Source organism: Corynebacterium sp. HMSC073B01, from assembly GCF_001838255.1.
Taxonomy (GTDB): domain Bacteria; phylum Actinomycetota; class Actinomycetes; order Mycobacteriales; family Mycobacteriaceae; genus Corynebacterium; species Corynebacterium jeikeium_D.
This window is the reverse complement of the sequence record NZ_KV836159.1, coordinates 17037-30108: the sequence shown is the minus strand read 5'-3', so window position 1 is coordinate 30108 and position 13072 is coordinate 17037. Positions and strand designations below refer to the sequence as shown.

Annotated in this window: 10 protein-coding genes; 9 read left to right on the top strand and 1 reads right to left on the bottom strand. The window is 59.9% G+C overall.

Going from position 1 to position 13072, the window contains the following annotated elements:
- Window positions 1-70 precede the first annotated feature (70 nt).
- Both HMPREF2849_RS05960 and HMPREF2849_RS05955 read left to right on the top strand, forming a co-directional pair.
- Complete coding sequence (locus HMPREF2849_RS05960; protein ID WP_070862738.1) at window positions 71-2125, top strand: M3 family metallopeptidase; 2055 nt, start codon at window positions 71-73, stop codon at window positions 2123-2125.
- Window positions 2126-2200: 75 nt separating this feature from the next.
- Window positions 2201-2416, top strand: a complete 216-nt coding sequence (locus HMPREF2849_RS05955) for a hypothetical protein (protein WP_042388817.1) — start codon at window positions 2201-2203, stop codon at window positions 2414-2416.
- A 359-nt stretch (window positions 2417-2775) separates the two neighbouring features.
- On the opposite strand, the gene malQ is transcribed toward HMPREF2849_RS05955, so the two are convergent.
- Window positions 2776-4995, bottom strand: coding sequence for a 4-alpha-glucanotransferase (gene malQ, locus HMPREF2849_RS05950; protein ID WP_049189616.1), 2220 nt, complete (start codon window positions 4993-4995; stop codon window positions 2776-2778).
- A 154-nt stretch (window positions 4996-5149) separates the two neighbouring features.
- On the opposite strand from malQ, the gene HMPREF2849_RS05945 reads away from it, so the two are divergent.
- The 7 genes from HMPREF2849_RS05945 (at window position 5150) to HMPREF2849_RS05915 (ending at window position 13069) form a co-directional block, all read left to right on the top strand.
- Window positions 5150-6982, top strand: coding sequence for an AMP-dependent synthetase/ligase (locus HMPREF2849_RS05945; protein ID WP_070862737.1), 1833 nt, complete (start codon window positions 5150-5152; stop codon window positions 6980-6982).
- Between the two features lie 195 nt (window positions 6983-7177).
- Window positions 7178-7864, top strand: coding sequence for a hypothetical protein (locus HMPREF2849_RS05940; protein WP_070862736.1), 687 nt, complete (start codon window positions 7178-7180; stop codon window positions 7862-7864).
- Window positions 7861-9024, top strand: coding sequence for a radical SAM family heme chaperone HemW (gene hemW, locus HMPREF2849_RS05935; protein WP_016423120.1), 1164 nt, complete (start codon window positions 7861-7863; stop codon window positions 9022-9024). Before HMPREF2849_RS05940 ends, hemW begins: the two co-directional genes overlap by 4 nt.
- A 9-nt stretch (window positions 9025-9033) precedes the next feature.
- The gene (hrcA, locus tag HMPREF2849_RS05930; protein WP_016423119.1) at window positions 9034-10071 is read left to right on the top strand and encodes a heat-inducible transcriptional repressor HrcA; all 1038 of its coding nucleotides are present in this window, start codon (window positions 9034-9036) and stop codon (window positions 10069-10071) included.
- Between the two features lie 2 nt (window positions 10072-10073).
- Entirely contained in the window at window positions 10074-11204 is a 1131-nt protein-coding gene (dnaJ, locus tag HMPREF2849_RS05925; RefSeq protein WP_049170716.1) for a molecular chaperone DnaJ, read from the top strand.
- A 44-nt stretch (window positions 11205-11248) separates the two neighbouring features.
- A complete protein-coding gene (locus tag HMPREF2849_RS05920; protein WP_070602952.1) occupies window positions 11249-12028 on the top strand; it encodes a 16S rRNA (uracil(1498)-N(3))-methyltransferase in 780 nt (259 codons plus the stop codon).
- A 12-nt stretch (window positions 12029-12040) separates the two neighbouring features.
- Window positions 12041-13069 carry a PhoH family protein gene (locus tag HMPREF2849_RS05915; protein WP_005511086.1) on the top strand — a complete coding sequence of 343 codons (1029 nt, stop codon included), beginning with the start codon at window positions 12041-12043 and terminating at the stop codon, window positions 13067-13069.
- Window positions 13070-13072 lie beyond the last annotated feature (3 nt).

Here is a 13072-nt window from a genome sequence, read left to right as displayed (position 1 = left end):
AACGGCGGGGAGCCTGTTTCAGACGGTAGGCGCACTCTGGTTTTTCGAGCACGCTACAGTTGAATTCACTATGACCAATGATGCACGAAATCCACTGTTGACACCGTCAGAATTGTTCTGCGAATTGCCAGATTTTGCGGCAATCGATGACAGCCACGTCCGCGAGGCCTTTAGCGAAGCAATGCGCAGCCATGCACGCGAGATCGACGCCATCGCCACGTCGTCGGAGGCGCCGACCTTTGTTAATACCATCGAGGCAATGGAAAAGGCGGGCCAGGATCTGGACCGCGTCGCTGCTTATTTCTTCAACGTTGCCGGCACGGACGCCACCGATGTCCGCATGGAAATTGAAGCCGAGATTGCCCCGCAGCTCACTGCACACCTGGATCAGATTCGCATGCGCAGTGACCTGTGGCAGCGCATCAATGCCATCGACAGCGTTGAGGATGCCGCCAATCCGGAAGAGGCGAAGCTGCTGCTGAAGAAAGTCCGCGAAGACTTCCAGCGCGCCGGTGCGGACCTCAGCGACGAGGACAAAGCCGAGCTCAGCCGCATCAATTCCCGTCTCTCTGAGCTCTCCACGGCTTTCGGTGAAAACCTACTGAAGGACACCGTCGCGCGCGCCGTGGAGATCTACGACCGCGAGGAACTCGCCGGGCTTTCCGACGACGCCATTGCGTCCTTCGCCGCCTACGCGAAAAAGGCCGACACCGATGCGCCGTGGCTGATTCCGCTGGACCTACCGTCAACTCCGGCACAGCTGGCTGACCTGGATAATCCGGCTACTCGCGCCAAGCTCTATGAAGCCTCACTGGGGCGTGCGGGTGCTGCCTCCGGCACGTTCGACAACTCCGGCATTGTGCTGGAAATGGCGCGCCTGCGTGCCCGCCGTGCCAAGCTGCTCGGCTACGACACGCATGCGGATTACGTCATTGCCAAGGAGACGGCAACCACCGCAGAGGCTGCTCGGAAGCTCATTGCAGACCTGGCGCCAGCTGCCATTGCCAATGCTGAAGGCGAGTACAAGCGGGTCGCTGATCTGGCTGGCGGTGAGACGGTCACGGGCGCTGACTGGCCGTATTGGGAGCGCCGTCGTAAAGCGGAAGAATTCGCAGTCGACACGGAGGAACTCAAGAACTACTTCGAGCTGCACCGTGTCATCGAAGACGGCGTGTTCTACGCTGCCCGCAAGCTCTACGGCATCGAGGTAGTCAAGCGCGAGGACCTGCAGGGATACGCGCCGGGCACGACCGTGTGGGAGGTACGCCAGGGCGGAGGCGAGACCATCGGCCTGATTATTACGGACTACTTCTCGCGCCCGACTAAGCGCGGTGGTGCATGGATGAGCTCGTTTAGGGACCAGTCCCGTCTGCTGGGGCGCCTGCCAGTCGTGGTCAACGTGATGAACATCGCCGAAACCGAGCCGGGAACCCCGGTGCTACTGACGCTCGACGAGGTCACCACTGCTTTCCACGAGTTCGGGCACGCCCTCCACGGTCTGCTTTCCGACGTCACGTACCCGACCTTCTCGGGCACTAACGTCCCGCGCGACTTCGTGGAATTCCCCTCCCAGATTAACGAGAACTGGGCACTTGAGCCATCCATTCTGGCCAATTACGCCGTCCACGTTCGTACCGGTGAGCCGATCCCGGCCGAGCTAGTCGAGTCTGTGAAGAAGGCCCGCACCGCTGGTGAGGGATTCGCCACGGTTGAGTACCTCGCCGCGTGCGCCATCGATCTGGCCTGGCACAGCCTCACCGAGGAGGAAGCAGCTCAGGTCACTGATGTTGATGCCTTCGAAGCGGAAGCACTCGGTGAACTCGGCCTCGACGTTCCCCACCTGGCTCCGCGTTACCGCTCCCGCTACTTCAACCACATCTTCGCCGGCGGTTACTCGGCGGGCTATTACTCCTACCTGTGGGCAGAGGTGCTCGACGCGGACGGTTTCGGTTGGTTCACCGACAACGGCGGTGCCACAATCAGCGGCGGCAGCCACTTCCGCGAGGAGATTCTCTCCCGTGGTGGCGCCATCGACTTCATGGCCGCCTACCGTGCCTTCCGAGGTCGCGATAAGGACATCCAGCCGCTCCTCGAACGCCGCGGGCTGTCGGGCACTGATGCCTAGCTTCACGCTTTACGACGAGCCCCGCGACCGCCGCCCACTGGTTATTCCGGTCACCGGCAGGGTAGGTTGACACTCATGGCAGAAGCATTCGACAGAGTAGGGCAGTGGCTTATCCAATTGCCACTGCTTGCGCAGGTCAGCGTGCTATGCGTGGTTCTCCTGGTAGTCGGAGGGTTTCTTGCTTTCGTTCTCGTTGGCGCAATCGATGTTGTCAGCGGACGTCTGTGGCAGAGGTCGGTGCATCGGCGGGAGCGTTCGCAGGAGCGTCGAGGAGCGGGCAGCGAGAGCTAGCCGAAGAGGTAGTGGCCTTGCGGATAGCTCACCGAGAGACCCGATGAATTGAGCTGGGAGAAGCCCCCTTTAAGTGTTGGGTCGCTATCGCTGCCCTAAGGTATGTCTTAAAGTATTAGGAAATTTGCCCAACAGGCTAGAGTTGGGTAGTTCGCAAATATTTCGCAGTAGGGAGCTGAGTTAGCATGCATCGGTCGAGGCACTCGAAGGTCCTACTTGCCCTAATCGTTTTGCTTCTTCTCATCCTCATCGCTGGTGCAGTCACCGATTTCCAGTTTTAGCCTCGGTTTTAGTGCCGGGCATATAACCTGAAAGATCGGTGAACAGCAAAAATGAGGGATTAGTCGCTCACGAACCAATTAACGCTTGAATCCGGGGAAGCGAGGCAGGTCCTCGACAAGCACGGCCTTGCCCTCGGCATCGGTTAGCGGAATGCACCAGTTCGGGTACTGGTCGTGGCTCGTGCCCGGCTGGTTCTGAGTACGACGATCGCCGACCATGTCCACCAAGGCCTCACACTTCAGCGCGGATGGCGTCTGGTCGAGGAAGCGGTGCAGCCCCGTGACCAGTGCGTCAATTGGTGGCAGATTATCGCGGGTAAGGGAATGAACATCCATGTCCGCCGCAGCCGTGTCACCAAAGCAGCCGGCTTCCTTGGCCGCACCCAAAACCTTTCGAATCCACTCGAAGTCCCGGCGGTCTTCCTCCGCGACGTCGGAAAGCAATAGTCTCAGGCGTTCCCGTAGCTTGATGTGCTCGCCTGCGAGGTAGCCTGCCGTCGGCGGCAGATCGTGCGTGGTGACGGAGGACAGGCACAGGCTGCGGTAAGCGCTTGGTGGTTTCGGCTGGTCGCCCTCGGATTCAAACCACACGATCGAGGTGCCCATGATGCCCCGCGAGGCCAGGTAGTCCTGCACCCACGGCTCGAAAGTGCCCAGGTCTTCGCCCACGACGACGGCCCCAGCGAGCTCGGCCTCAAGTGCGAGAATGCCGACCATTGCCTCGTGGTCGAAGTACAGGTAGGTGCCATTGACGGGGGACTCCATCCGCGGCATGACCCAGAGGCGGAACATACCCAGCACGTGGTCAACACGAATGCCACCTGCGTGGCGAAGGATTGTGCGCAGCATGTCGCGCCAGGGGCGGTAGCCGGCCTCGGCTAGCTTGTGCGGGTTCCACGGCGGCTGCGACCAGTCTTGGCCGCGCTGGTTAAAACCGTCTGGCGGTGCGCCAACAGAGATAGCAGGAGCGAGCCAATCCGCAAGGTTCTCGGCATCCGCGCCGCCAGGGTGCACGCCGACGGCAAGGTCGGCCATGATGCCGATGCGCATACCCGCATCCAGGGCTGCCTCTTGTGCCTGGCCGAGCTGCTGATCGAGAATCCACTGCACCCAGAGGTGGAACTGGAAGATTTCCTCCCGCAGAGATTCGACACTGGCGTGGTTACCCAACGGTGGAACCAACTCGATATCGTTCTCGGTTACGGCACCAGAATCGGAAGTGGCAGCGCGTGCAGCATCGCGGGCAGCAGCGCGATCCGCGAGCTCGCGCTCGGTGCACCACGACGCGTAGTCGTATATGCCACGGCCCTCGGCCTCCAGCCAACGGTCAAATTCCGCCTGGCGTGCGCTGGACAGGGGGATCTTGTGAATTGCCCGCAATACCTTGAGCTTTGCAGCGTAGATGGGGTTGCGGTCAATCTCATCAGGGCTGTGATTGAGCTGGTGGAAAGAGTTCGCTAGCGCACGGGCTTCATCGGCCTCGTCCTTGTCCAGGTACCCGAACTCGTCGATAAGCTCTGGGCGCGCGTACAGCGGATTGACATAGCGGCGCGTGGTGGGCAGGTACGGCGAGTCTTCTACCGGAGGCAGTGGCTCTGCGGCGTGCAACGGATTGATGAGGACGAAATCAGAGCCCGCGTGCTCTGCACTGACCTGTGCCAAGTCGCCGAGGGTAGCGAAATCGCCAATACCCCAGCTGCGGCTGGAGCGTACCGAGTACAGCTGTGCCATGACACCATGCGCAGGATTCTGCACGTACTTGTCGGCAGTGGCGAGACGGTTGGGGGTTACGGCCACATCGCACTCAGCGACGTTGTCATCGTTGACTGCGCGCAAGCGATGCCAACCAAGTGGCAGATCCTCTGGAATTGCGAAGGCGGCTTCACCCATCAACACATCGCCGACCTGGCGTGGCGGTACCAAGTGGTGCACCTGAGCGCAGGGCCATTCTGCGCCGTCCTCCAGTTTCACAGTCACGCTGACATTGCTGCCGTGCGGTACGTGAACCAGAACTCGGTGGAAGATGCCCTGGCGGGTAACTACCACGGGCGGGAGAAGGCGAGACCACTGCGTGTCTGCCCACTCACGACGGGCGTCGTTGATGTCGGCATCGCTGGGATCTGGGCCCAGATCGATGTCGAGAGCAGCGAGAGTTTTTAGCACTGTCTCACGAGAGACGTGCACGAGTTGGCCCTCGGTGGAGTAGTAGGAAACCCCAACTCCGACATCTTTAGCGAGGTCGGCGAGTGGAGAGGAAAGGGGAGGATTGGAAGCTGCCTGTGTCACCCTTTCCATCATGCCAGTTTAGAAAAACTTTGCCAGTAGTAAGGTAAATCACTTCGTTATCGAAATATTTACTGAAATCACAACGGCGCAGGGTTTGATGTTCTAAGTTGATTCCTAACGAAACCAACGACGGACAGAACTACCGAAAGTAGGGGTTTGTAACTCGATGCGTGAATATACTACCGAGGCGAAATACGTCATCGGCGAGGACGAAACGATTATTACCTCGCTGCAGGAGCTGGTGCAGAAGCGCCCGAAGCTGGTGCTTTTCACTCGCCCCAAGAACTTTGAGTGGGTAAATGTCACTGCTCAGGAGTTCTATGACGAGGCAAAGGGCGTCGCTAAGGGGCTAATTGCCAACGGTGTTCAGCCGGGCGACCGCGTAGCGCTGCTCAGTGAGACTCGCTACGAGTGGAACCTGATCAATACCGCTATCTGGATGGCAGGCGCTGCTGTTGTCCCGATTTACGGCTCTTCTTCGTCTGGCCAGATTCGTTGGATTATTGAAAACTCCGGTGCTGTTTTCGCATTTACCGAGTCGCGTGAGCACACCGACCGCATGAAGCCTCTGCTGGTCGAAAAGGGCACCGAGAACCCGGAGGGCGAGTCTCAGCTGCGTCGTGTACTGGAGATTAACGCTTCCGCTACTGACACCATTAGCTACGAAGGCCGTGACATTGACGGCGACGAGGTCGAGCGCCGCATCAAGGACACCAAGGCCGACGACCTGGCAACCGTGATTTACACCTCCGGTACCACTGGTCGTCCGAAGGGCTGCGTGCTCCTGCACAGCAACTGGCTGGCGGAGGCCCGCGCCATCCTCACCAACGAGATTGGCCTGATTGCCCGTCCGGGTAACCGCATTCTGACCTTCCTGCCGTTGGCGCACGTGTTGGCTCACGCAGTGTCCCTGGCTTCGATGATTTCCGGTGCTACCCAGTCTCACTGGGCTGATACCAAGACCGTCACCCTGGAGTTCCAGCGTTCCCGTCCGCACATGATTCTCGGTGTGCCGCGCGTGTTCGAGAAGGTTCGTGACTCCGCCTACGCCTCCGCTAAGGAGAAGGGCGCATTCGGTCTGGCCATGTTCGAGCGTGCTGAGGCCACCGCCATCGAGTACTCCAAGGCACTGGATACTCCGGCAGGTCCGTCGCGTGTCTTGAAGCTGCGTCGCCAGCTCTACGATCGCCTGCTGTTCTCGAAAATTCGCGCAGCTATGGGTGAGGCCGTGCAGTACACCATTTCCGGTGGTTCGGCTCTGTCCTCTGACCTCGGGCACTTCTTCCGTGGTCTCGGTGTGCCTGTCTACGAAGGCTACGGTCTGACTGAGTCCACGGCTGCCGTCACCGTGAACAACCCGAGCGAGCAAATCATTGGTACCGTTGGCCGTCCGGTCGGTGGCTGTTCCGCCGCTATCGCTGATGACGGCGAAGTTCTGCTCCGTGGTCCGGTTGTGTTCGACCGCTACTGGAAGAACGAAGAGGCAACCAAGGAAGCCTTCATCGACGGCGAATGGTTTAAGACTGGTGACCTCGGTGAGCTGACCGAAGAAGGCTACCTGAAGATCACCGGCCGCAAGAAGGACCTCATTGTCACCGCTGGTGGTAAGAATGTCGCGCCGGGCCCGATGGAAGACCGCATGCGTGCGCACCCGCTGGTGTCCCAGGCAGTCGTCATCGGCGATGGTCGTCCGTTCGTCTCCGTGTTGGTCACCCTGGATGAGGAGGCGCTGGCGAAGTGGAAGATTGAGCACTCCGTCCCCGAGCACACCTCGATCCGTGAACTCGCTGCCTCCAGCGCAGTTTTGCGCGCCGAGATTCAGGACGCCGTCAACTCCGCTAACGAGCTGGTTTCTCACGCAGAGGCCATTAAGAAGTTCCATATTCTGGACAGTGACTTCACCGAGGAAAGCGGCGAGCTGACCCCGACCATGAAGGTCAAGCGCAACATTGTCATGGACAACTACTCGCGTGACATTGAGGCTCTCTACCAGCGTTAATTCACGGTCTATCCGCTGCCGATAGAAAACGGCAGCGTGTTGTTACCGCGCTAGCGCCCCTCACCCCATTAAGGTGAGGGGCGCTAGAAATTTTTAAGGAGTTTTCAGTTTTCGAAAGTCGGCATTCGTCAATATTCGAAAGCGGAAAACTGCAATGATGTCACCGGCACCGAAGATGTCGTGGGAGGGCGGGCAATGATTAACCACTTCGATGCTCGGCTACGCCTGCGCGAAGTGACCCAAGAGCTCTACGACATTGGTGACGAAGTTGCCGAACACATCGAGCACCTTGCTCAGGCGGTTGCTGATGTAGATCGTGAGCTGGTGGACGAATGTGTCCTCGAGCTCGCTGACATCGTCGACGAGGCCGTTGAGGACTGCCGCCCTCTGATTGGTGAGCTTGATGGTCTACGCCAAGCGTTTACCTCCGGCATTCGCTCGGGGCGCATCGGTACTCTTTCCTTCGCTTCGACACCGCGGCGACACCCACATCCGGCACCGAAGTCGCCGGATGTGCAGTCACTGTCGCTGATTCCGGCACCATTGCAGCATCCGGTTGCAGTCCCTACGGTCACGCAGGCAATGATTGCTCGCTCCGATGCCGTGGCTTCTTACCTGGAGGAACTCGCCGACTGGGTTTCCGCCGAAAACATCCGAGGCGTGGAAAAGATCGGTAGTGTGGTGCTTCCGCAGCTTTACGCACAGTCTGGCCGCCGAGCACTGTCCGCTGCCGCCGCTTGGTGTGTTGCTGTTCCGGAGACTCATCCGGCAGTTGCCAATGCGCTGCGCGGCCGTAGGCCTCCGGAGTTCCTGATGGAACGTGCCCGCATCGATGAAATTGTCCGCCGCGTCAAGCAACGTCGAGCCAAGGAGCATGCGTGAGCGAAGCCTCCGCACACACCGATTCCTTCGGTGTCTACTTACACGTCCCATTCTGTGCCACCCGTTGTGGCTACTGTGATTTCAACACGTACACGCCAGGTCAGCTGGGCAGTGGCGCAACGCAGGGAGACTACCTCGATGCCATCGTGGCTGAGCTCGAGATGGCCGTCGTAAAGCACCCCGAACTAGCGCGTGGCGCCGATACCGTATTCGTCGGCGGGGGTACGCCGTCGATGTTGGGGGCGAGTGGTCTTCGTCGTCTGCTCGACGGTGTGCGCAACAGCTTTGGGCTTGCTGACGACGCTGAGGTCACCACCGAGTCGAATCCCGAGTCGACCTCCCCGGAGTTTTTCGAAGGCCTGGCCGAGGCAGGGTTTACCCGGGTGAGTCTGGGCATGCAGTCGGCTGTGCCGCATGTGCTGGCCACTCTGGATCGTACGCACACGCCGGGGCGTCCTGCGGCGGCAGTGGCGGAGGCACGCGCTGCCGGTTTTGAGCACATCAACCTCGACGTTATCTATGGCACGCCAGGGGAGTCGATGGCGGATCTCGATACGACGTTGGAGGCGGTCCTGGCCACGGAGGTCGATCATGTTTCGGCGTACTCGCTGATCGTCGAACCGGGTACCGCGATGGCGCGTAAGGTTCGTCGCGGTGAGCTGCCGATGCCTGACGACGACGATCTCGCCGACCGCTACGAGCGCATCGATGCCGCACTGAGTCAAGCCGGTTTCTCCTGGTACGAGGTGTCCAACTGGGCGAAACCGGGCGGCCAATGTCGTCACAATATGCTCTACTGGCGCGATGGAAATTGGTGGGGTGCGGGCCCCGGTGCCCATTCGCATCTGGATGGCACGAGGTTTTACAACGTCAAGCATCCGGCTCGCTACGCGGCGACCATTTCCGGCGGAGAGTTGCCGATTAAGGATTCAGAAGGGCTAACGGCCGAGAATCGGCACACTGAGAAGATTATGCTGGGCCTCCGCTTGGCCGAGGGTATCGATGCCAATCTGCTCGGAGAGGATGAGCTGGGCAAGGCACGTCGGCAAGCGGAAGCGGGCATGGTGGAGTTTGTTTCCGTCGATTGTGGCCAGCGGATTCAGCTGACCAATCGCGGTCGTTTGCTGGCCGACGCAATAATTGTTGACATCCTTAGTTAAACTATCCGCATGTCATCTCAGACGGATAAGCGCAGGCAGGAAGTTCTTCGGGCAATTGTCTCGGATTACGTAGCTTCCCAGGAGCCAGTCGGCTCGAAGGCTCTGGTGGAGCGCCACAATCTGGGTGTGTCCTCGGCGACCATTAGAAATGACATGGCGGTGCTGGAGGCCGAGGGCTATATCCAGCAGGAACATGCATCGTCCGGGCGTATCCCGACTGAGAAGGGCTACCGCCTTTTTGTGGACAATCTTTCGCAGATTAAGCCGCTGTCCCGGGCTGAGCGCCGAGCTATCCTCGAGTTCCTCGAAGGCGGCGTCGATTTGGAGGACGTTCTGCGTCGCAGTGTGCAGCTGCTGGCCCAGCTAACCCGTCAGGTCGCAGTGGTGCAGGTACCGACGCTGGAGGTCTCCCGCGTCCGGCACTGCGAGGTTGTCCAGCTCGCCGACGCGCGATTGTTGCTGGTAGTCATCACTGACACCGGGCGCGTGGAGCAGCGCAATGTTGAGCTGCCAGCACCGATGGATCCCGATCTCGTGCCGCTCTTGCGTGAGCATTTCAACCGTGCAATGTCGGGGCACACGCTTGCCGACGCGTCGATTGCGATTTCCGATCTTGCGGCTAACGCCCCGCGTGATTTGCGGGATGTGCTTATTCGCTGCTCGACGGTGCTGGTGGAGTCGTTGATTGAGAAGCCGAATGACAGACTCATCCTGGCCGGGGCATCGAATTTGACCCGTGGTAATATGGCCGGTCGCTTACCTTCTACGTTGCCCATGGTTCTTGAAGCTCTCGAAGAACAGGTGGTCGTGCTGAAACTGCTGTCGGCCGCGCAGGATTTGCACCACGTTCGCGTTTCCATCGGTGAGGAAAACGAGGACGAGGAGCTGCGCGCTACCTCAGTTGTTTCAACTGGCTATGGCACCGGCACCGAAATTTTGGGTGGCATGGGCGTAGTTGGCCCCACATTTATGGATTATCCGGGAACAATTTCCTCGGTTGCTGCTGTTGCACAGTACGTTGGCCGGGTATTGAAAGGAAGTAGCTAAAGTTGGCACGCGACTATTACGGCATCCTCGGAGTGGAGAAGGACGCTACGGACGCTGAGATTAAGAAGGCGTACCGAAAGCTGGCGCTCAAGTACCACCCAGACCGTAATCCGGGTGATGAAGAAGCTGCGGAGAAGTTCCGTGAGGCATCTGAGGCGAACGAGGTCCTGCTGGATCCTGAAAAGCGCCGGATTGTGGATATGGGAGGAGATCCTCTCAATCCGCAGGGCGGTATGCCAGGCGGAGGTTTCGGCGGTTTCGGTGGCGGCGGAGTCGGCGATATCTTCGAGGCATTCTTCGGCGGTGCCGGCGGTACTCGCCAGCGCCGCTCGCGTGTACAGCCAGGTGCAGATGCGCTGCTGCGTATTTCGCTGGGCCTCGATGAGGCATTCACCGGTGTCCGCAAGCCCATCACGGTGGACACCGCGGTGCTGTGTGAGCAGTGCGAGGGAACTGGCTCGAAGTCCAAATCCAAGCCGAAGATGTGTACCAGCTGTGATGGCACTGGCGAGATTCAGCAGGTCCAGCGTTCCTTCCTGGGCAATGTGATGACCTCGCGGCCGTGCCCGACTTGTGAGGGCACCGGCGAGATCATCCCCGATCCGTGTAACAACTGCGGTGGCGATGGCCGCGTCCGTGCTCGCCGTGATCTGACGGTCAACGTTCCGGCAGGTATCTCTGATGGCATGCGTATTCGCATGGCAGGGCAGGGCGAGGTCGGTCCGGGCGGTGGCCCGGCGGGTGACCTCTACGTGGAAGTTGCCATGGACCCGCACCCTGTATTCGAGCGTGAGGGCGATGATCTGCACTTTAACGTGCAGGTGCCCATGGCTGATGCCGCACTTGGTACCGAGTTTGAGGTCGACGACCTGCTCGGCGAACCAATGACCATCAAGGTTGATTCGGGCACCCAGCCGGCAGAGCAGATTCGTCTGTCGGGTAAGGGCATGCCGCATCTGCGCGGCGAGGGCAACGGCGACGTGGTCGCACACGTCGATGTCACGGTGCCGACGAAGCTGGACCGCAAGTCCCGCGAGCTGCTGGAGAAGCTACGCGAGCACCGCGATGATGATGCCAAGGTGGCAGACTCGAGTGAGCGCAACGGTTTCTTCTCCCGATTCCGCCGCCGTTAGAACACGCCATCCCCAAAGCCCCCTCCAGTGAGTGTGAAGCACACATGAGTTTGCCCGTATTCCTCGGTGAGTTCACCGAGCTGCCGCGCCCGGAAGAAATCATTCGAATCCTCGGGTCGGAGGCAAAGCACATCAGCGTTCGCAGGCTGAAGGAAGGCTCGGAGATTCTTCTTGCCAATGGTGCGGACAAGGTGGTGCGAGCACAGCTCATGCACGTAGACCCTCGTGAGGTCCACGTTCGTGTGGTTGCCGCTGAGGAACGTCCACGTCCGCGCCCGCACGTCACTGTGGTGCAGGCGCTGCCGAAGTCAGATCGTGCTGAGCTTGCGGTCGATATGATGACCGAGGCCGGGGTCGATGAGATTATCCCCTGGGCGGCCGTGAATTGTGTAGCCCGATGGCAGGGTACCGCGAAGGTCACTAAGGCCCGCACCAAGTGGCAGTCGACTGCGCGCGAGGCAGCCAAGCAGGCTCGTCGTGCATGGATTCCGCCGGTCGCGGACCTGCATAGCTCCGCCGATATTGAGCAACTCATCCGGGAAACCACATCAGCAGGTGGTGTGGCAGCAGTTTTGCACGAGGAGGAAACAGCTCCGTTCGTGGACTTCGCCGCGCAGGCAGCAAACGCTGACAAGGTTCTTTTCATCGTCGGCCCAGAAGGGGGAGTCAGTCCTGGGGAACTCGAGGCCTTCCGCGCCGCAGGTGCTAGCTCGGTAGTACTCGGCCCGACAGTTCTCCGCAGCGCCCTCGCGGGAGCTGCTGCTCTTTGCGCACTGGGCCCGTTGACAAAGCGCTGGGGCGGCGCACCCACGCCTGGTCAGTAGGATAGACGCATAATGACAAAGTATTCAGTAACTGCTCGTACCACTGCCGTCGTCGAGCTCGATGACAATCTCGCGCCGATTGTGGTCGGTCATGCGGATCAGAACCTACGTCTGCTGGAATCTCTGCTGGCAGCGGATATTCATGTCCGCGGCGGAGTTGTGACAATCAAGGGTGCTCCGGCGGATGTTTCGTTGGCTGTCCGCGCTTTCAAGGAGTTAGAGGCAATGGCCCGTCGTGGGCACGAGCTCTCCCCGGAGTCGGTGCGGCACGCGGTGGGCATTGTGGATCGCGGGGAGAAGTCCGCCAGCGAGGTGCTCGGTGGCGGCATCGTGACGCATCGTGGCAAGACCGTGCGTCCCAAGACTGAGGGACAAAAGAACTACGTCGATGCCATCGACCGCTATAACGTTGTTTTCGGTATCGGCCCCGCCGGTACGGGCAAGACCTTCCTGGCCATGGCCAAGGCTGTTGCTGCGCTGAAGAATAAGCAGGTCGAACGCATTATTCTGACTCGCCCCGCAGTGGAGGCCGGTGAAAACCTGGGCTTCCTGCCGGGTACTCTGCATGAGAAGATTGACCCCTACCTGCGCCCATTGCACGATGCGATGCGCGAAATGCTTGAGCCAGAGCTGATTCCAAAGCTGATGGAAACTGGGGTAGTGGAGGTCGCACCGCTGGCGTACATGCGCGGTCGTACCTTGAACAATGCGTTCATCATTCTCGACGAAGCACAGAACACTACTCCGGCGCAGATGAAAATGTTCCTCACCCGCCTGGGCTTCGGTTCGAAGATGGTCATCACCGGTGACGCCAGCCAGGTCGACCTGCCTCGGGGGCAGAAGTCCGGTCTAGCTGTCGCCCGTGAGGTGCTGCGCGGTGTGCCGGGAATCGCTTTTCCGGCGCTGGCGGCTGCGGATGTGGTGCGCAACCCGCTGGTAACCGCAATTGTCGAGGCCTACGATGACTACGATGCCTATAACGAAGGTATTGAACAGGGCGCCGAGTCCCCACAAAAGCGACAGTCCGCCACAAAGCGATAAAGG